At 37.6% G+C, this 19,404-nt stretch carries 19 protein-coding genes and 1 other annotated feature; of the genes, 15 read left to right on the plus strand and 4 right to left on the minus strand.

The genetic code is table 11. The features are described from left to right. Positions 1 to 18 precede the first annotated feature (18 nt). Positions 19 to 1,293 (plus strand): DNA polymerase IV, encoded by a 1,275-nt coding sequence (locus MKX29_RS17355; protein WP_341106762.1) that lies wholly within the window; start codon positions 19 to 21, stop codon positions 1,291 to 1,293. Between the two features lie 129 nt (positions 1,294 to 1,422). Here the strand turns inward: MKX29_RS17355 and zwf are convergent, their stop codons facing one another. Then, positions 1,423 to 2,919 carry a glucose-6-phosphate dehydrogenase gene (gene zwf / locus MKX29_RS17360; protein ID WP_224936040.1) on the minus strand — a complete coding sequence of 499 codons (1,497 nt, stop codon included), beginning with the start codon at positions 2,917 to 2,919 and terminating at the stop codon, positions 1,423 to 1,425. Between the two features lie 204 nt (positions 2,920 to 3,123). Between zwf and rnz the strand changes: the two genes are divergently transcribed. Continuing rightward, positions 3,124 to 4,047 carry a ribonuclease Z gene (rnz, locus tag MKX29_RS17365; RefSeq protein ID WP_224936041.1) on the plus strand — a complete coding sequence of 308 codons (924 nt, stop codon included), beginning with the start codon at positions 3,124 to 3,126 and terminating at the stop codon, positions 4,045 to 4,047. A 160-nt stretch (positions 4,048 to 4,207) separates the two neighbouring features. After that, positions 4,208 to 4,434, plus strand: a binding site (T-box leader). A 140-nt stretch (positions 4,435 to 4,574) separates the two neighbouring features. After that, positions 4,575 to 5,927, plus strand: a complete 1,353-nt coding sequence (locus tag MKX29_RS17370) for a sodium-dependent transporter (RefSeq protein WP_224936208.1) — start codon at positions 4,575 to 4,577, stop codon at positions 5,925 to 5,927. A gap of 175 nt (positions 5,928 to 6,102) precedes the next feature. Here MKX29_RS17370 and proC read toward each other — a convergent pair whose 3' ends face one another. After that, positions 6,103 to 6,930 carry a pyrroline-5-carboxylate reductase gene (gene proC, locus MKX29_RS17375; protein WP_341106768.1) on the minus strand — a complete coding sequence of 276 codons (828 nt, stop codon included), beginning with the start codon at positions 6,928 to 6,930 and terminating at the stop codon, positions 6,103 to 6,105. 508 nt (positions 6,931 to 7,438) lie between these two features. Between proC and MKX29_RS17380 the strand changes: the two genes are divergently transcribed. From MKX29_RS17380 to MKX29_RS17400, 5 genes are all read left to right on the plus strand, one after another. Further along, a complete protein-coding gene (locus MKX29_RS17380; protein WP_341106770.1) occupies positions 7,439 to 8,407 on the plus strand; it encodes an MBL fold metallo-hydrolase in 969 nt (322 codons plus the stop codon). A gap of 4 nt (positions 8,408 to 8,411) precedes the next feature. Continuing rightward, positions 8,412 to 9,206: an SDR family NAD(P)-dependent oxidoreductase gene (locus MKX29_RS17385; RefSeq protein ID WP_341106773.1), complete on the plus strand. Its 795-nt coding sequence runs from the start codon at positions 8,412 to 8,414 to the stop codon at positions 9,204 to 9,206. A gap of 85 nt (positions 9,207 to 9,291) precedes the next feature. Next, positions 9,292 to 10,407 carry an NADH-dependent flavin oxidoreductase gene (locus MKX29_RS17390; RefSeq protein ID WP_341106775.1) on the plus strand — a complete coding sequence of 372 codons (1,116 nt, stop codon included), beginning with the start codon at positions 9,292 to 9,294 and terminating at the stop codon, positions 10,405 to 10,407. A gap of 471 nt (positions 10,408 to 10,878) precedes the next feature. Further along, entirely contained in the window at positions 10,879 to 12,138 is a 1,260-nt protein-coding gene (locus MKX29_RS17395) for a Y-family DNA polymerase (RefSeq protein ID WP_095372669.1), read from the plus strand. A gap of 23 nt (positions 12,139 to 12,161) precedes the next feature. Next, positions 12,162 to 12,491: a YolD-like family protein gene (locus MKX29_RS17400; protein WP_224936046.1), complete on the plus strand. Its 330-nt coding sequence runs from the start codon at positions 12,162 to 12,164 to the stop codon at positions 12,489 to 12,491. A 17-nt stretch (positions 12,492 to 12,508) separates the two neighbouring features. Here the strand turns inward: MKX29_RS17400 and MKX29_RS17405 are convergent, their stop codons facing one another. Then, positions 12,509 to 13,423 (minus strand): LysR family transcriptional regulator, encoded by a 915-nt coding sequence (locus MKX29_RS17405; protein WP_341106777.1) that lies wholly within the window; start codon positions 13,421 to 13,423, stop codon positions 12,509 to 12,511. A 153-nt stretch (positions 13,424 to 13,576) separates the two neighbouring features. On the opposite strand from MKX29_RS17405, the gene MKX29_RS17410 reads away from it, so the two are divergent. The 7 genes from MKX29_RS17410 (at position 13,577) to MKX29_RS17440 (ending at position 18,195) form a co-directional block, all read left to right on the plus strand. Beyond that, positions 13,577 to 14,314 carry an SDR family NAD(P)-dependent oxidoreductase gene (locus MKX29_RS17410; protein WP_224936048.1) on the plus strand — a complete coding sequence of 246 codons (738 nt, stop codon included), beginning with the start codon at positions 13,577 to 13,579 and terminating at the stop codon, positions 14,312 to 14,314. Positions 14,315 to 14,411: 97 nt separating this feature from the next. Further along, positions 14,412 to 15,668, plus strand: coding sequence for an L-lactate MFS transporter (locus tag MKX29_RS17415; RefSeq protein ID WP_341106780.1), 1,257 nt, complete (start codon positions 14,412 to 14,414; stop codon positions 15,666 to 15,668). 213 nt (positions 15,669 to 15,881) lie between these two features. Continuing rightward, positions 15,882 to 16,211 carry a PadR family transcriptional regulator gene (locus MKX29_RS17420; protein ID WP_224936050.1) on the plus strand — a complete coding sequence of 110 codons (330 nt, stop codon included), beginning with the start codon at positions 15,882 to 15,884 and terminating at the stop codon, positions 16,209 to 16,211. Next, complete coding sequence (locus MKX29_RS17425; RefSeq protein WP_289434078.1) at positions 16,208 to 16,543, plus strand: DUF1048 domain-containing protein; 336 nt, start codon at positions 16,208 to 16,210, stop codon at positions 16,541 to 16,543. The genes MKX29_RS17420 and MKX29_RS17425 overlap by 4 nt, the downstream gene beginning before the upstream one ends. A 123-nt stretch (positions 16,544 to 16,666) precedes the next feature. Next, positions 16,667 to 16,993: an iron-sulfur cluster biosynthesis family protein gene (locus MKX29_RS17430; RefSeq protein ID WP_224936052.1), complete on the plus strand. Its 327-nt coding sequence runs from the start codon at positions 16,667 to 16,669 to the stop codon at positions 16,991 to 16,993. A gap of 86 nt (positions 16,994 to 17,079) precedes the next feature. Continuing rightward, positions 17,080 to 17,823 carry a DUF2087 domain-containing protein gene (locus MKX29_RS17435; protein ID WP_224936053.1) on the plus strand — a complete coding sequence of 248 codons (744 nt, stop codon included), beginning with the start codon at positions 17,080 to 17,082 and terminating at the stop codon, positions 17,821 to 17,823. A 12-nt stretch (positions 17,824 to 17,835) separates the two neighbouring features. After that, positions 17,836 to 18,195 carry a GIY-YIG nuclease family protein gene (locus tag MKX29_RS17440; RefSeq protein ID WP_251161953.1) on the plus strand — a complete coding sequence of 120 codons (360 nt, stop codon included), beginning with the start codon at positions 17,836 to 17,838 and terminating at the stop codon, positions 18,193 to 18,195. A 168-nt stretch (positions 18,196 to 18,363) separates the two neighbouring features. Here MKX29_RS17440 and MKX29_RS17445 read toward each other — a convergent pair whose 3' ends face one another. Further along, positions 18,364 to 19,311, minus strand: coding sequence for an alpha/beta hydrolase (locus MKX29_RS17445; protein ID WP_251161952.1), 948 nt, complete (start codon positions 19,309 to 19,311; stop codon positions 18,364 to 18,366). Positions 19,312 to 19,404 lie beyond the last annotated feature (93 nt).

The raw sequence follows: 19,404 nt of genomic DNA on the forward strand, positions 1-19,404 counted from the left end.
CTAAAGGATGTGCTTTAAGTGAATTCAATGTATCCTAAAGCCGGCCGAGTGATTTTACATGTTGATATGAATAGTTTTTATGCATCTGTAGAAATGGCCTATGATCCGACATTAAAGGGGAAGCCTATTGCTATTGCTGGAAATCCTGAGGAGCGTAGAGGGATTATTGTTACTTGCAGCTATGAAGCAAGGAGATTTGGCGTAAAAACAACGATGCCATTGTGGGAAGCGAAAAGGTTATGTCCGCAGTTAATTATTTTACGCCCTAATTTTGAAAGGTATCGTGCAGCGTCAATTGGTATGTTTGAAGTGCTTAATCATTATTCAGATCTTGTAGAGCCTGTCTCTATTGATGAAGGATATATGGATATTACTGCTAGCGACCAGTTTGGCACCCCTATTGAAGTGGCTTCAATTATTCAGAACCGTATAAAAGAGCAGTTAGATTTACCTTGTAGTATTGGCATTGCACCAAATAAATTTTTAGCCAAAATGGCCTCTGATATGAAGAAGCCTCTTGGCATTACAATATTAAGAAAACGGGATGTTCCTAGTAAATTGTGGCCTCTTCCTGTAAAAGAAATGCATGGTGTTGGTCAGAAGACAAGTGAGAAGCTTGAAAGTATGCGTATTTATACGATTGGTGATTTAGCGAAGGCAGACACTGCCATGATAAAATCTACATTAGGCATAAATGGTGAGCGTTTAAAAGATAGAGCAAATGGCATAGATTCACGTCCGGTTGATCCAGAAGCTGCCGAGGAATTTAAAAGTATAGGTAACTCAACGACACTCCCGCGGGATATGAGTAAGCAGAAAGAACTTTTTGAAGTGTTGAATCACCTCGCTTTTAAAGTGTCTACGAGGCTAAAACGAAAAAAAGTCTATGCTACTGGTATAAGCGTGATGATCCGTTATAAAAACCGCCATACGATTACGAGAAGCAAAAAAATCGGTTTTGCTATTCAGTCAGTGGAAGAAATCTATAATCAGGCTCAGCCTCTCTTTATGAAACACTGGAGTGGTGATGCTGTGCGGTTGCTTGGCATAACTGGTACGGACCTTGTCGAAAAAGGACAAGCTGTGAAACAATTAGATTTATTTCACTATGAAGAAGACGCCAAAAAAGAGCCTCTTTACCAAACCATTGAAAGTTTGAGGAAAAAGTATGGCCCATCGATTGTTGATCATGCAGCGTCTCTTGAGGCTATACAAAAGAAAAAAGCCAACATCGGTACATCAACCAGCTTTAATAAAGATTTTTTACAGCGATTAAAAAAAGAGAAAGAATAAGCGAAAATATGTACACCACAAACGATCTTGTTGTGGTGTTTTTTAAATCTTAAAAGTTGAATCTAAAAACAAAAGCATAGCATAAGGTTTTTTTTCCCCTTACGCCATGCTTTATATTGTGCATACATATTAACGATAGTCGCCGCTTTCTACCGGCCACCAGTGGAAGCCGTCTTTTTCTAATAACTCATCAGCCGCTTTTGGACCCATTGTTCCAGCTTCGTAGTTTGGAAATTGCTCTGCTTGTTGGTTTTCCCAAATTTGTGAGATCTTATCGACGAAGCTCCAAGATAAAGCCACTTCATCCCAATGAGCAAAGTTTGTTGCGTCTCCGCGCATACAGTCATAAAGGAGTCGCTCATAAGCTTCAGGTGTGTTCATGTGATCGACACTATTGTTGGAGAAGTTGAGCTTTACTGGTGTGGCATTCATTGTGTCACCAGATTTTTGTGCGTTTAAGTAAAGACTAATTCCTTCATCTGGTTGGATATGAATGACGAGTAAATTAGGGTTTAACGTCTTTTCATGCTGATAGTATAAATTCATTGGAATATCCTTGAATTGAACGACTATTTTTGTTGATTTCGTTGCCATCTTTTTTCCTGTACGGATGTAAATAGGAACGCCGGCCCAACGGAAATTGTCAATTATCAGTTTTCCGGCAACGAAAGTCTCGGTATTGGAGTCAGCTTTGACCATCGGTTCTTGACGATAACCGTTAATTGGCTCATTATCTTTTTTGCTTGGTCCATATTGGCCACGAACAAAATTCTCCTTTACAGCCTCTCCTTCAAGTGATTTCAAAGCACGGAACACTTTTACTTTTTCAGAACGGATTTCCTCGTCTGTCAGTTTAATTGGTGGCTCCATTGCAAGTAAGGCAACCATTTGCAGCATATGGTTTTGCACCATATCCCTAAGAGCACCGCTATTCTCATAATATCTCCCACGTTCTTCGACACCTAATACTTCACTTGATGTCACTTGGATATTAGATATGTAGCGATTATTCCATAGTGGTTCAAATATGGCGTTGGCGAAGCGAATGACCTCTATATTTTGGACCATTTCTTTTCCTAAATAATGATCTATTCGATAAACTTCTTCCTCAGCAAACGCTTGACGAAGGCGATTGTTCAATTCTATTGCAGAAGGGAGATCATGACCAAATGGTTTTTCAATTACTAAACGTTTAAAACCGTCAACTTCTGTTAGCCCATCTGATTTTAAATGATCGGCAATTGTCCCAAAGAATTCTGGTGCCATCGCTAAATAGAAAATGCGATTACCTTCTAATTGATAATGTGTATCTAAGTCATTTGCTAGTGTTTTTAACGCTAAATAAGAACTAGAATCTGTGACATCATGGGAATGATAATAAAAGTGTGTGATAAACTCATTAAGGTCATCATGATGTCCTTCAGCTTCTTCAATAGATTGTCGCACACTTTCTTGAAAAGCACCGTTCGTTAGTTCTCGTCTAGCAACGCCAATAATACAATAGCGTTCAGATAGTTTTCCTCTTTTAAACAATCGGTAAAGTGATGGAAATAGTTTACGTTTCGCTAAGTCACCTGTTGCACCGAATATCATAATCAATGCAGTTGGATTTTCAGAATTATTCACAATGATATTCCTTTCTATGTAAAAAAGTTCTATTTTTTTAGGTTCATCTCAACGATGAAATATATACCCACTCAAGTATAAAATTTTATCGCTTAAAGTGAAAAACAGCAACCTTTTTTGAAAGGAAATAACTGTAGCGCTTTAGCTTTATCGTGTTTTTCTGTATGATGATAATAATGAATGAGGAGAAAGGAAGAAAAGGCAGTGAAAGTTTTTTTCTTAGGAACAGGTGCGGGTGTCCCTGCGAAAGCAAGGAATGTTACAAGTATCGCTTTAAAGCTTTTAGATGAAAGAAGAGCCATATGGTTGTTCGATTGTGGAGAAGCCACACAACATCAAATTTTACATACAACAATCAAGCCAAGAAGAATAGAGAAAGTTTTTATTACTCATCTTCATGGCGATCATATATATGGTTTGCCGGGATTTTTAGCTAGTCGTTCACATCAAGGCGGCAAAGAAAAGCTAACAGTATATGGTCCCAAGGGAATAAAAGAATATATCGAAGTGTCTCTTTCGGTTAGTCAAACTTACTTGCAATATCCTCTTGAGATTATTGAAATAGACGAGGGGGTCGTTTGTTATGATGATCAATTCATAGTGACAGCAAAGAAACTTGACCATGGTATACCATCTTTCGGTTATCGTGTTGTAGAGAAAGATTTGCCGGGAACTTTAATGGCTGATCAATTGATAGAAGATGGTGTAAGGCCAGGTCCTATTTTTAAAAGAATTAAAGAAGGTGAGACAATTACTCTTGAGGATGGTCGCATAATTAATCCTAAAGATTATGTTGGACCACCACAAATGGGGAGAATCGTGACTATTTTAGGTGACACGCGTTTTTGTTCGGCGGCAATTGAATTAGCACGCAATGCAAATTTACTCGTTCATGAGGCAACCTTTGCGAATGGCGAGGAACAGCTCGCGCATGATTATTACCATTCAACAATTGCCCAAGCAGCTGCTGTAGCCCAACAAGCGGGCGTAGAACAATTATGTCTCACACATATTAGTTCACGCTATGAACGTAGTGAGTGGTCACAGCTAGAAGAGCAGGCAAAGGTAGATTTCCCTGCAGCAATCCTTGCTGAAGATTTTAAAGAAATAGATATCCCTAGGAAATAATTGCGTAGTTTATCAGTTTAAACAAATGCGACAGTAGAACCAACTCAGGACATAGGGAGAAATGTCTGTTTCATTTTATCTTAAAAATTTAAAAAAACAGTTATTGACTTATAGATAGTAATCGTACTATAATCACATTTATACTTTTAAAATTATATTTTATAAAGCAATGAAGAGAAACTAGTAAACCTTATTTCCCTAGTAAAGAGAGTCAGCGGTTGGTGTGAGCTGAACTATAAATAAGATGAATTTCATTCTTGGAGCTTTTTCTTTGCTGTCATGTTTGGCCGAAGACAGTAAGGACGGTCATCAATACCGTTATGAATTCGAGTGGAAAGTCGCAAGCTTTCAAAAAGGGTGGTACCGCGTGAGTCACACGTCCCTTTATGAGCTTTGCGGCTTTTTTGTTTTATTTTTAATAAGGAATAGAGGATTTTTATAACAAAATTCACGTTGACAAATGTCCTAATTTCCAGGGGATGAAATAATGTGGAAGATATAGATAAAGGTTAAAAAAGGAGGAAAAAATTATGCAAAACGAACAATGGTCTTCTAAGCTTGGATTTATTCTTGCTTCTGCAGGTTCAGCAATTGGCTTAGGCGCGATATGGAAGCTACCCTATGTGACTGGGGAAAGTGGTGGTGGCGCTTTTATTTTATTATTCATTTTGTTCTCTTTATTTATTGGTTTTCCATTACTGCTGGCTGAGTTTGTTATCGGCCGTAGTACAGGAAAAGAAGCGATTTCTGCCTATAAAACGATCGCACCTAAAACAAAGTGGCATTGGGTTGGTTACTTAGGCGTATTTACTTCTTTCTTATTACTCTCTTTTTATAGTGTAATCGGTGGCTGGGTTATTCAATATTTATTTTATGGAGTAACAAGTGATAAAGGTGTAGGGATGTCGGGGTATGAGAGTCTGTTTAATGAAACTGTATCTAATCCGTATATTTCTTTAGGTGCACAGGCGTTATTCCTCATCATTACAATTTTCGTTGTTGCCAAGGGTGTACAGCAAGGGATTGAAAAGGTAAGTAAATTTATGATGCCAGCATTATTTATCTTGTTTATTATTATTATTATTCGTTCTGTTACATTAGAAGGCGCCTCAGAGGGAATAAAGTTTTTCTTGCAACCCAATTTCTCTTTATTAAACTCTGAAAGTTTATTATATGCCATGGGGCAATCATTCTTTTCTCTTAGTGTAGGGATTTCTGTAATGGTTACGTATAGTTCTTACTTATCAAAGAAAGAAAGTTTGTTACAACCGGCACTTTCTGTTGTCGCAATGAACTTATTCATTTCTATACTGGCTGGTTTGGCCATCTTTCCTGCCGTCTTTTCATTAGGGTTTGAGCCAACTGCTGGACCTGGGCTACTATTCATCGTCTTACCAGCTGTATTTGATCAAATTATTTTTGGAAAAGTTTTCTTGTTGTTATTCTTGGCTTTGTTCTTATTCGCGACACTGACTTCTGCCTTTTCAATGCTTGAAATCGCAGTAGCTTCCGTTACGAAAGGAGCGACAAAAAATAGGGGTAAAATCGCTTGGTTATTTGGTTTGGCGATATTCATCGTCGGAATTCCTTCTAATCTTTCTTATAGCTTACTATCTGACATAACTATTTTTGGTAAATCTATTTTTGATAGTGCTGATTTCTTAGTAAGTAATATTCTTTTACCTTTTGGTGCTTTGATGATTGCTCTGTTCGTATCTTATCGAATGAAAAAAGACTTATTAAAAAGCGAAATTGTCATGAACTCTACGGCGCTGACAGGGATATTTAATGTTTGGTTCTTTTTGATGAGATATATCGTACCAATCATTATTATAATTGTGTTCTTAGATTCTTCTGGTTTATTTGATCTATTCAAGTAACAGTTGAAAGACTGAGACAATATCAAGATGCTCCAGAGTAATAGAAATACGAGCAAATGGCGGTAATCCGGTTTGTTCGTATTTTTTTGTCCCAGTCTCTATCTATAATTAAGAAAGAATGCAAATAAAAAATGAATGTGCAGCAGTGTAATTCTTTTAATATCCATTCATTAGGTTAAACTTTCATGTTATTAGCAAAAATCTCACCAAGTTTTTTAGATTGTGCTGTCGCTGCTTTAATGCATTCTACAAATGCTTCTTGTACCGCATGTGCTTCGAGTACCTTTAATCCGGCCTCTGTTGTTCCTCCAGGGCTAGTGACCTCTTTTCGTAATTGGGCAGATTCTTTTGACGATTTCTCAAGCATTTCTGCAGCACCTATTAAGGTTTGGATAATAAACTTTTTTGCTACCTCTTTTTCGAGCCCTATTTCTACTGCACTTTTTTCCATCGCTTCAACTAGATAATATATATAGGCTGGACCACTTCCGGATAATCCTGTAACCGCATCTAAGTCTTCCTCTTTAACGATGGTCGTTAAACCAACTGTTTCAAACATCCCTTTAACCGTTTCTAATTGTAAATGGTTTACAATATGATTCATGGCTAATGCACTGGCAGATTTACCGATTGTTGCTGAAGTATTAGGCATGGCACGAACAATAGCTAGGTCTGTGTCTACCATTTCTTCAATAGAAGTAATGGGTACCCCTGCTAAGACGGAGACGATTAACATATCTTTACGTAAATAAGCTCGAATACTTTGAATCGCTTCTCCGACATCCTTTGGTTTCATAGCTAAGCAGACGATATTGACATGAGAGAGGATGTCTTTTATGTCATAAGATATGTTGACACCATAAGATTGTTGTAATTCATAGAGCTTTTCTTGATTGCATTTGTTCGTTACCCATACATTGTTTCCACTTACTAATTTTTGTGTAATGATGCCAGATATTAGAGCTTCAGCCATCGAACCTGCGCCAATAAATGCGATTTTCATTTTTTTTCCTCCTTGATAATGTTGATAAGGTTCGTACTTGCAAACTCCGTCAAGGTCAATAAAAAAAGCCCCTTCATCCTGTAAAGGACGAAAGGACGTGCTTCCGTGGTACCACCTTCATTTGTCATGTTCTTTGAGTTAGAACAGACAATCTCGACTCCGTTAACGCCGGCTACGGTTAGTTTTGCTAACACTCATAAGGTAGGTTCGATGGACTAGGGGACGGTGAAACCTTTCAGCCTAATTGAGCTTCACTCTCTTTTCGTCTTATGTTCATCTACTATTCTTATTCATCGCGTTAAATCATTAATTTATTGTGATTATGAGGGATAACAAGGGAAATTGTCAATAACATTTTTATTCGTTTTTAGAGATAATTTGTTAAAAGTTATGTGAAAATAATGACATTGTTGAGAAATAAAGCTAAGATTAAATATATATATGTTTAAAGATTAGATTGTTCTACACATATTTTATTTAAATATAATGATTGTTGGAGGGTATGAAAATGGCACAATGGATTAATGATATCGGTCGACTCGTGATTCCTACTCCTTTTCCTGTAGGTGATGTTAACCTTTATGTCATCAAAGGAGAGAAGCTAACCCTTATAGATGCTGGACCTAAAACAGAGGAAGCTTGGGAAGCGTTGCAGTCAGAACTAAATGAGTTAGGCTTAACACTGTCAGATATTGAGCAAGTGATTCTGACTCACCATCATCCAGATCACGTTGGTCTGCTGGATTATTTTCCGGCTGATATGCAAATTATTGGTCATCCTTTAAATGAGCGATGGCTCAATCGGACAGAGGCCTTCCTACAGCAAAATAATGATTTTTATCAGCATGTTCTCACTGAGTTTGGCTTGATTCAGTATTACGATAAAGTAATGACAAGACTACATAGTGAGCTTGCCTATTTCTGTGATCGCTCATTAGCACAAGAGATTTGTGAGGGAGACGAACCTCCAGGGTTAAAGGGATGGCGTGTTATCGAAACGCCGGGTCATGCACAAAGTCATATTGGTTTATTGCGAGAAAGTGATGGAATTTATATTGGTGGTGACCATCTGCTGGCTCATATTTCTCCGAATCCGTTAATGGAGCCACCTTTACCTGGGCAATCTGAGCGCCCTAAATCATTATTGCAATATAATGAATCCCTTGATAAATTAAGCCGTTATCCGCTTGCACTTGTATTGCCAGGTCATGGAGAAGTCTTCACAAATGTAAATGAAATCATACCTCAACGAAAAAAAGCACAGCATGAACGTGCGATGAAGGTCAAGAAATGGCTCATGGAAGAATCAATGACGGTCTTTGATATATGCAAACGCCTTTTTCCGAAAGCTTACAAAATGCAATTACCTCTTACGGTATCTGAAACAATCGGTCAGCTCGACTATTTGCTTGCGATGGGGGAAGTAAATGAGTATAAGAAGGACGGTGTGTCTTTCTATAGTAGCCAAATGAGGTGATAAAATGGGAAAAGATTTACATGGAAAGAACATTATTATTACAGGTGCATCAGGTGGGATAGGTGAAAAGATGGCAAGGCTTTGTGCGGAAAGAGGAGCCAATCTTGCTTTAGTGGCTAGAAGGACAGATAAATTAGCTGCAATGAAAGAAGAGCTTGAGCAACGCTATGCTATTGATATTTATACATTTTCTTTAGATGTCTCTAATATGGAAAAGGTAGAGGAAGTTTTCCCATTGATTCTCGAACGGTTTAAAGTAATCGATGTCCTTGTGAATAATGCGGGATACGGCATTTTCACTTATGCTCATGATGCAGATATGAAAGAAGTAAAAAGCATGTTCGATGTGAATGTACTGGGTTTAATTGCTTGCACACAGCAAGTATTGCCAAAAATGTTAGCGACCAAAAGCGGGCATATTATCAATATCGCTTCACAAGCTGGAAAAATTGCCACGCCGAAATCAAGTACCTATTCTGCAACCAAACATGCGGTATTAGGTTATTCTAATAGCCTACGGATGGAAGTTGCTTCTCAAGGTGTGTATATTACAACAGTGAATCCAGGCCCATTTGAGACGAATTTTTTTGATATTGCTGATAAAGAAGGCACATATGTGAAAAATGTTCAGCGATATATGTTAAAGCCGGAGTATGTTGCGCGAAAAGTTGTTGATGTGATGTTGACGCCAACAAGAGAGGTCAATCTCCCAAGGTGGATGAATTTAGGGAGTAAAGTATTTGCCATTGCTCCCAGATTATTTGAATGGGCTGGACGCGGTGTGTTTAATAAAAAATAATGTTTCAAGTTGAATGGTTTGCATCGGGCTGTTTTTATCTATATGGTGAAATCGTGAAGATATTTATAGAGAAAAGGTGATAAATATGAAAGCAAAATTTGAACCGTTATTTGAATCCTATACATTTCCTAACGGTGTGACAGTTAAAAATAGACTTGCACTCGCACCGATGACACATTATTCTTCTAATGATGATGGCTCTATTTCAGAAGAAGAATTAGTCTTTATTAAGGCCCGTGCAAAGGATTTAGGTACAGTTATTACTGCTTGTGCCAATGTAACACCAAATGGTAAAGCTTTTCCTGGTCAACCAGCTATTTACGATGACCAGTTTATTCCTGGTTTAAAAAAACTAGCTGAGACGGTTCAACAAGAAGGGGCAAAAGCGGTGATACAAATTCATCACGGCGGCATTTCATGTCCTTCTGAACTTGTTCCCGATGGTGATGTTGTATCTGCGTCAAATATCGATCGTGATAACCAAAAGGCTCGTGCCCTATCGACAGGGGAAATTGAAGAAATCATCGAAGCTTTTGGAGAAGCAACGAGAAGAGCAATTGAAGCAGGTTTTGATGGAGTAGAAATTCATGGTGCAAACGGGTATTTAGTACAGCAGTTTTATTCCCCTTATACGAATAACCGTACGGATGAATGGGGTGGATCTGTAGAAAATCGGATGAAGTTTCCATTGGCTGTTGCGGAAGCTTGCCAAAGAGCGATTGATAAGCATGCAAAGAGACCATTTATTTTCGGTTATCGCTTCTCACCTGAAGAGCCGTCGACACCTGGTTTAACAATGACTGAAACCTTTCAACTAGTGGATGCTTTATCAAATCTTCCATTCGATTATTTGCACATCTCTCTTATGCATGTACTATCTACTCCTCACCGCGGGGCGGATACAGAGCGCACAAGAATTGAGCTGGTGAATGAAGTAATTAACGGACGTGTTCCGTTAATGGCCGTTGGAAAAGTGAATTCACCTGATGACGCATTAGCTGTTAGAGAACGAAATATCCCGCTTATTGCTATAGGTAGAGAATTACTCATTTCACCAAGATGGGCTGCATATATTCAAGAAGATCGTCTTGAGAAAATAGAATATGCCCTGAATTTAAAAGAAAGAGATAAATATGACATTCCGAACGGATTATGGGAAGTGATCCTAGCTGCAGAAGGTTGGGTCCCATTTACTCGCTAGAAATCTTTAGAAAACATGAACATGAACAATTTGTTCATGTTTTTTTTTGTCTTATTTTGGTTACAAAAGCGGTTTGCTCATACATCAATAGTGAAACGGTCAAAGATAGCGGAAAAACAGTGATTTTTTTGACTATCCATTAAACATTCTCGTTAAATAACAGGCATGTCAAATAAAAGACGAAAAGCTGGGACTTTTTAGATTTAGGCAAAATATCATAATATGTCGAATATTTATACATAGGATAATGGAAGGAGCAGCCTTCTGCTGTACAAGAGTTTGTTTTTCCCCATAGGCCATCTCATCTAATGATAGAGCTATTCTTATTTAATCCCAGGTTTTGTCTAGACAGTCGAATATAAGAAATTCGTCGTAAAATTTCCATTGAAAGGGAACGTATATTCGGTTAATATTATGGGTATAAATAAACGGAACATAAGTTCTTATTTTATAGTGGGAAGAGGCAATCTAATGGTTGATTATAGTGTAATGCCAAAACAACAAATTTTATGTATAGATATGAAGAGCTTCTATGCCAGTTGTTCAGCTGTTATACGGGGATTAGATCCAATGGAATGCTATCTTGTAGTGGCGGGAAATCATGATCGTAAAGGCAGTGTCATTCTTGCTGCTTCACCGAGAATGAAGAAAGAATTTGGCATAAAAACAGGATCGAGGCTATTTGAAGTACCCAATGACCCCCGCATTATTATTGAAGAGCCAAAGATGGCTACGTATTTACGTGTCTCTATGGAAATTACACGTGTATTTCATCGCTATGTACCAAAAGAGGCTGTGCACACTTATAGTGTCGATGAAAGTTTTATTCGTATTGACGGAACAGAACATATATGGGGTGACGCCTATACGATTGCCCAAAAGATAAAAGATGATATCGAAAGGGAATTTCAACTACCTTCATCTGTTGGGATTGGTCCTAATATGTTAATGGCAAAGCTTTGTCTTGATTTAGAAGCAAAGAAGGCTGGTATTGCTGAGTGGACTTATGAACAAATAGAAGAAAAGCTTTGGCCGATTTCTCCATTAAGTCAAATGTGGGGTATAGGCAGTAGAATGGAGAAAAATTTGAACAGTATGGGCATTTTCACGGTTGGTCAGCTTGCCCATTTTAATCTAACTACACTAGAAAAAAAGTTTGGTATTATGGGCAATCAGCTTTATTATCACGCATGGGGAATAGATTTGTCAGAAATCGGTGCTCCGATTTTACAAGGTCAAATTAGCTTTGGGAAAAGTCAAATCTTGCTTCGAGATTATACTGATAAAGAAGAAATCAAGCATGTTGTTTTAGAAATGTGTGAGGAGGTTGCAAGAAGGGCGCGCACACATCGTAAGGCTGGAAGAACCGTTCATTTTGGGCTTGGATATAGCAAGGATGAGTTTGGTGGTGGATTTTATCGTTCTCGGACAATGGAGGAGCCGACAAATGTAACAATGACCATTTATCATGTTTGTTTAGCTTTATTAGATGAACATTATAACGGCAAAACGGTTCGGAAGATTACTATTTCTCTTGGACAAATAACCGATGATCACGAGTATCAGCTTAGTTTATTTGATCAAAACGGCTTTAACAAGCGCAAGCTCGGCTATACCGTCGATCGCATTCGTGCCCGCTTCGGATCTGCTTCCTTATTGCGAGCGGTTTCTTATACCGATGCAGGTACAGCGAGACATAGAGCAACACTTGTCGGTGGTCATAAAAAATAGTAAGGAGAAAGAAGGAATAAGTGATGCTTCGTGATCGTGGGAATAAGAAATGGGTTTCAATGATGCTACCGGAACATGTCAAGCTTTTAAGAGAGTATGATGAAAGTCACCATAAACAAACTAAACCTCAGTTAGATGAACAACAATATGAACAGTTCGATGAGGTGATTAGCGAGGCCATGGCGTTTCATACTTTGTTAACATTTACCTTGTTCCGTCGAGGAGAACAAGTGACTATTTCCGGTCGCATTCATTATGTAGATACATTCAAACAATCGCTTCGAGTCGTAAAGGAAGATGACCGTATTGATATCATTTTCCTACCAGAAATCATTCATATAGAAGAAAGTTAAGTTAACTATACCCCGTATCAATCGCCAACACTCTGATCGTCAAAATAAGTAAGAGCGATGTGTTTAAAAAAACGCACCGTAAATTGATGGAGATCAGTCGCAGCCTGAGAGAAATAACGTCCTTTATGCCAGGCGAGTCCAATATTACGTCGACAACGAGGAGCAGTGATTGGGATTTGCACTGTTTTCGGTAAATTCTCTTGTAATAATGATAACTGTGGTGTAAAAGAAATCCCTAAACCGAGCTCAATCAATCGTAAAATAGCTCCTGCTTCTTCAAGTTCAATCGGAGTATGGGGAGTGAAGCCTGCTTCAGAGCAAAACTGATCCGTTAAATCTCTAAAATCATAGCCCATCGGACGATTAATAAATACCTCGTTACATACATCATTTAAATGCACCGAAGATCGGTGGGCAAGGGGGTGATCAGGTGGGACAGATAAAAAGATTTCCTCATCAAGGAGGGTCATCCACTCAATTTCTGTCCCTTCGATAGGCCTCATAGAAATACAAAAATCAATATCTCCATCCTCTAATTGCTTTTTCATCGCTGCTGCTGTGCCAGTGTATTGTTTAATATGAACATTAGGATGCTCCTTCATGAATTCTCCAATAAAGAAGGGTAAGATATGTGGCAGGGCAATGGAAACCGAAGTGATACGGTGTTGTGTCGTTACCATTTCTTCTATTTCACGCTCGCCTTCCTCCAATTCAAAAAACACACGATTGATTCTATTTAAATAAGAGCGACCAAAATCATTTAAGCGAATGGTTCGTCCTTGACGATCGAAAAGAGATGCCCCCAAATCATGTTCAAGCCTTGCAATCATTTTACTCAATGCTGGTTGAGATACATGTAATTCATTCGCTGCTTTCGTGATGCTTTCTAAATGAGCTACTTTTTGAAAATAGCGTAACTGTAAAAGCTCCAAAACTATCCACCTCTTTCATAACTTCTAAGTTATAAATTATAGATAAAGATGTATTATACGTTATTAAAAGGCTATTTTACAATAGTAAACGTAGGACAAAGGAATAGGCAATCACTTATCCTAATTTAATTTACGTTCAAAGGGGAGACAGTTATGAGATTACAAAATAAAGTAGCTATTATTACAGGGGCAGCATCTGGTATGGGCAAGGCTGAAGCCCTTCGTTTTGCTAGTGAAGGGGCGAAAGTAATTGTTGCTGACTTAAATATGGAAGGTGCTGAAGCAGTAGTAGCAGAAATAAAGGAAAACAACGGGGAAGCTTTAGCGGTAAAAGTCAATGTAACAGAACAAGCTGATTTAGAAAATATGGTAAAAGCAGCTATGGATCACTATGGTCAGATTGATGTTGTCATCAATAATGCTGGAATTTTTGATAAATACACGAACAGTTTAGAAACAACAGAGCAACAATGGGATTTAATATTTGATATTAACGTGAAAGCCATTTATAAAATTACAAACCTTGTATTACCAAATATGATCAAGCGCGGTGAAGGAACAATCGTCAATATTGCTTCCATTGCAGGTCTTGTTGCACAAATGGGTGGAGCCGCTTACACGGCATCCAAACATGCGGTAGTTGGTTATACGAAGCATATTGCTGCGGTCTATGGTTCTAAAGGTATCAAAATGAATGCGATTGCACCAGGAACAATCCGTACGCCATTAACAGCAGATATGTTAAAAACACGTCCAACCAATAAAATACCGTTAGACCGTTTTGGCAATGACTATGAAGTGGCTGATCTAGCCGTATTTTTAGCATCAGATGAATCGAAATTTATGAACGGTGCAGTCGTACCGATTGATGGCGGCTACACAATCGTATAATTACTTTTTTGAAGATAGTCATTAAGCAGTAAAGGCTTAATGGCTATCTTTCTTTAAAGGTAAAAGTGAAGCGATTGTTCGAAAAAGGGGGATAAACATGTCAACATCAAAGAAAGTACCAAATCGCTGGTTTATTTTCACTAGTGCCTGGATCATTATTTTTCTCGTCGCCTCTATTGCGATTTTTAGTGTTTTTTCGGAACCGATGACAAAATTACATGGATGGTCAAGTGCGGACTATAACTTAGCTTACTCATTGTACACTTTAATTTTTGCTATTGTTGCCATATTTGCCGGCATGATTACTGACCGCTATGGAGTCAAGTGGCTAATGTATATTGGTGGATTACTCTTTGGGTTAGGTTGGTTTTTAACCGCTTCAGTGACAACCATTCCTATGCTTTATGTAACCTTCAGCCTAATCGCTGGTAGTGGAGCGGGGATGATGTATAATTCGGCCTTAGTCACAGCTATGCGTTGGTTCCCTGATAAGGGTGGAAAAATTTCAGGGTTATTATTATCAAGTGCAGCAATTGGTCCATTTATATTGTCTCCGATTGCGGCGATGATCATTGAACGTTTCGGGGTGCTAGTATCATTCCGTATACTGGGGATCGTCTTTTTTATCGGTGTTTGGGCTGTGGGTTGGTTAATGTACACTGCACCAGCTAACTTTCGTCCCAAAGGCTGGAAATTACCATCGGAACAAAAACAAAGTCAAAAGAAAAAGGCGGCAATCATCAATCTAAATTGGAAGCAAATGCTTGCTACTCCGCTGTTTTATCTATTATTTTTAACTTTAGTGGCAGCGAGTACGGCAGGAACAATGATGGTATCTTCTGCTTCTGTAATCGCTCAAGACCAAGTTGGGTTAACAGCGACAGTTGGTGCAGTCATTGTCAGTATTAGCACATTATCGAACTTTGTTGGACGTTTAGCGTTTGGGGTTATTTATGATAAATTCGGTTCCTATATCGCTCTATTAATTAATTTAGTTATGACGATTGCTGCATTATTACTATTAACAATGGCGACATCACTTGTGTACTTCACCATTTGTATTGTTATCCTCGGTTTTGCTTTTGGTGGTTTACTTGTAGTGTTTCCGCCTTTAACTAGTCAGTCATTTGGTCCAAAGAATTTCGGTATGAACTATGCCATCGTTTTCCTTGGCTATTCTGGGGGCGCTTTTGTAGGTCCACGTATCGCTTCCTACTTTAAGGAAACGACAGGAAGCTTTACGACTGCTTATATCGCAGCAGCAATCTTAACAGCTATCGGTATTGGGCTTGTAGGTTTAGTGTTATTTTTAAATAAAAAGAAAGAAAAGAAACAGCAAGCAATCATTGCGTAAGCATAAGTGTTCCCCACCTGAGCCTTTTAAGAAAAGAAGTTCAGGTGGTTTTTTATTTTTTTTAAAACCATTGACAATTTATCTACTTAGTCATATTATGTAGTAGTACTTAGTTTTACTATATAGTTAGTGTCGTTTATGTTAAAAAACAAGTTGTTTATGCATACTACTTAGTATTACTATTTAGCAAAGAATGAAAGAGGGGTTTAGCGAGTGAAAGGGTTAACAGAATTATTGAAAGGTGTGTTAGAAGGGATTGTGCTTCAGAAAATAGGGCAGGGGGAGACCTATGGCTATGAAATCACACAGTATTTACAAAGCATAGGCTTTGAAGATATTGCAGAAGGAACTGTGTACACTGTGTTGCTTAGACTTGAAAAGAAAGAGCTGTTACATGTTGAAAAAAGAAAATCGGAGCTTGGTCCACCAAGGAAGTTTTATACGTTAAATGATTCTGGGAAGTATGAGCTCGATAAGTTTTGGGAGAAATGGTTTTTTCTCTCTAGAAAATTAAATGAAATAAAGGAGAATGATAGTAAATGAAAAATCTATTTGAAAAATTAATTGGTAGTAAAAAGCGATATAACGATTATAAAGCTGAAAAAGAGCAGTTGCCACAAAGTTACAAGGAAGCCCTTCATGCTTTAGAACAGTATATGTGGAATTTCGCCAAAGGAGAAAATTTTATGGAAGTGTTAGAAAATATGCTTCAATTATTTAAAGAAAGTTCAATTGAACAACTACCATTACAGGATATTATGGGTAATGACCCTGTTGAATTTGCAAATGCCATTATGGCGCAATACCCAGAGGAACTTTGGTTTATTAAAAGCCAAGAAAAACTCCGATTGGAAATAGAAAGATTAAATAAATAATATAACCAATTAGATAAATGGCAGTGGGATAGGTTGTCAAATGGTATCTAATGGACTGAAGCTGTTATTCAAACATTTTAGTTGTTATAATCATGGTTAACATAGAAAGAAAGGGCGGTAAAGTTGAAGATAACAATTACACCAAGAGCCATAATAAAAATAACAGAAAAATTAAAAAATAAAGAGGGTTATTTAAAATTAAAATATGATACTGAAGGGTGTGGCTGTGTTGTAAGCGGTGTAACGGCTTTGTGGCTTGTAAAAGAACTAGAGCCAGATGACAGCGAAGTCCAAACAGATTTTATGTCTATTTATATCGAGCCTTCTAAGGAAGTCTTTTTATCAGAAGAGGTAACGATTGATTATAGTGAACAGGCGAGATGCTTTCAATTAAAAAATAATTATGAATACTTGAATCCACGTATGGCTTTCATGGATTATACGAAATGAGAAAGAGAAGAAACAGAAATCTTCTCTTTTTTTTGTTGACTAATTTAATAAACATATTTAAAATTTGTTTATATAAGGAGGGTAATATGGACTTTCAATCATTAACTTTCACTGAACTAAAGCAAGGATATCAATATCGATCACAAGAGGCTGTTTACGTATGTAATTATTGCCAACAGACTTTTGAAACAGGGCGGGTTTATCAATTTGCCGAAGAAATGTTTTTAGGAAAACAAGCAGTAGAGTGGCATATATCCGAAGAGCACGGAGGGAATTTTCTGCAGCTACTTTCAGACGAAAGTAAATATAATACGCTTACAGATAAACAAAAACAGTTGTTAAGCGCCTTTCAATCGGGTAAAAAAGATGCCCAAATTGCAGAAGAGATGAATGTATCTCACTCAACGATTCGCCATCAAAAGTTTTCATTTCGTGAAAAGGCAAAGCAAGCAAAGCTATATTTAGCCATATATGAAAATGCATTTCTAGGTCATATTCAGGAAGAAATCATCCCTATTCATAACGGTGCGACGATGGTGGATGAGCGCTACTTTATGACAATAGAAGAACGAGAGCAAATCATAAAGGAAAATTTCGAGAGCCTCCATCCGCTCAAGTTAAAACGATTACCGAAAAAAGAGAAAAAGAAAATCGCGATTTTAAGTCGCATCATCAAGGAATTTGTTACTGGGCGCACATACGGAGAAGATGAAATGAAAGAAATACTAGTAGGCATATACGATGATTATGTCACTATAAGAAGGTATTTAATCGATTATGGATATATGAACAGGACGCCAGATGGCAAAGCCTATTGGGTAAATGATTAAGGAGGAATACTATTGAAACCCGATCGTAAGAAAGAATTAAAACAACAGTATAAAGAGATGAAAACCTATTATGGTGTGATTAGAATAAAAAACGAAAGTAATGGAAAAAAATTCATTGATGCTGTACCAAATGTGAAAAATCGTTGGCTTACTTCTAAAATGACCTTAAATGATGGTCGTCATATGAACAAAGAATTACAAGAAGATTGGCATAAATACGGTGAAGATGTGTTTAGTTATGAAGTACTCTGGCAGAAGGATAAAAGTGAAATCAACGATATGAAGTTCGAACTGCAAAAAAAGAGAAAAGAATGGATTCTTAAAGAAGAGGCTTATGATGACAAAGGCTATCACCATAAACCCGAGGAATAATAGGTTAGGAAAAGTTATGCTAAGCAAATTTGATTTTCTATGCCTTGGTGAGGGCATCTATAAAGAGCTGTGTGCGTTAAAAAGAGAAATGAGCATCAAGTAAACAAAAGCTTCAGTCTAGTCAATCATAGAGGGTGGGAATTTGGTTGAAAATCAGCTTATAGTAGGCTATCGCTCAAATTTATGGGCAGGTGAATCTTCCACTTGAAAGGGGATTCCATTATCTGTAAAGAAAGAGTCGATGGCTGCTTCATAGGCTTCTTTATTTTCATTGTATGATTGAGCATGTGCACCATATTTAGCAATGAATAGTTTTTTTGGTCCATTTTTTTGTTCATAAAGCATTTCCGTCATAACAGGTGGGATAAATGTATCATCTTTACTATGGATAAAAAGAACAGGCTTGCTAATATAAGATACGACAGCGAGTGGTGACACGTCATGGATGGAATATTTGTCACGCAATCTAAGAAAAACGTTACTTATTGGCAAGATTACTTTAGGTGGTAATTTAAAGGTCGTACGCAAATGATGAGTAAGTTGACCAGATAAATCAGAAAAAGGGCAATCAGCAATATAAAAATCAGCATCATCAGCAAGGCTCCCAGCGTATAAGAGCATTGTCGCTGCCCCCATTGATTCACCATGAATACCTAAGAGTACATCAGGACCTTTCTGTCTTTTGAGCCAATCTACCACAGCTTTAAGATCATATTTCTCATAATAGCCATAGCTCGTTGTCTTCCCGCCAGATTCACCATGTCTTCGGTGATCATAAATAACAACATTGAAACCGCGAGATAAAAACAAGTTCATATATTTTATAGAGTTCGTTTTATTCTCTGTCACCCCATGAGAAATGATGACGTATCTATTACTAGGATAAGGTGCAGCAACGACAACTTTAAGAGAGTATCCTAGAGGAGAATGGATAAAATGTTCTTCCTTTTCTAATTGATCATAGGCTGTGACATTTAATCTGCCAGCGATGCTTTCTCTTTCAACGATAACCGCGTTATCTTTTTTACGAATATACATTAATTTATTTGTGAAGTAGGTGCCAATAGAGAGAATAACAGTTAGCAGTAATAAACTATAGCGCAGGATTCTTTTCATTTTTTCCCTCCATGGTGTTTTCCTTTATTTTACCATTTGGACAAAAGAAATATCCATCTTAAAACACCGGTTCGTGTCATAAGATGGACAGAT

The organism is Cytobacillus sp. FSL R7-0696, assembly GCF_038006865.1.
GTDB lineage: Bacteria > Bacillota > Bacilli > Bacillales > Cytobacillaceae > Cytobacillus > Cytobacillus kochii.

Excerpts from the sequence above, each read along its gene's own strand:
- proC (WP_341106768.1), bottom strand. The coding sequence starts at position 6,930 with ATGAAAATCGCATTTATTGGCGCAGGTTCGATGGCTGAAGCTCTAATA.
- MKX29_RS17380 (WP_341106770.1), top strand. The coding sequence starts at position 7,439 with ATGGCACAATGGATTAATGATATCGGTCGACTCGTGATTCCTACTCCT.
- MKX29_RS17385 (WP_341106773.1), top strand. The coding sequence starts at position 8,412 with ATGGGAAAAGATTTACATGGAAAGAACATTATTATTACAGGTGCATCA.
- MKX29_RS17390 (WP_341106775.1), top strand. The coding sequence starts at position 9,292 with ATGAAAGCAAAATTTGAACCGTTATTTGAATCCTATACATTTCCTAAC.
- MKX29_RS17395 (WP_095372669.1), top strand. The coding sequence starts at position 10,879 with ATGGTTGATTATAGTGTAATGCCAAAACAACAAATTTTATGTATAGAT.
- MKX29_RS17400 (WP_224936046.1), top strand. The coding sequence starts at position 12,162 with ATGCTTCGTGATCGTGGGAATAAGAAATGGGTTTCAATGATGCTACCG.
- MKX29_RS17410 (WP_224936048.1), top strand. The coding sequence starts at position 13,577 with ATGAGATTACAAAATAAAGTAGCTATTATTACAGGGGCAGCATCTGGT.
- MKX29_RS17415 (WP_341106780.1), top strand. The coding sequence starts at position 14,412 with ATGTCAACATCAAAGAAAGTACCAAATCGCTGGTTTATTTTCACTAGT.
- MKX29_RS17425 (WP_289434078.1), top strand. The coding sequence starts at position 16,208 with ATGAAAAATCTATTTGAAAAATTAATTGGTAGTAAAAAGCGATATAAC.
- MKX29_RS17435 (WP_224936053.1), top strand. The coding sequence starts at position 17,080 with ATGGACTTTCAATCATTAACTTTCACTGAACTAAAGCAAGGATATCAA.
- MKX29_RS17445 (WP_251161952.1), bottom strand. The coding sequence starts at position 19,311 with ATGAAAAGAATCCTGCGCTATAGTTTATTACTGCTAACTGTTATTCTC.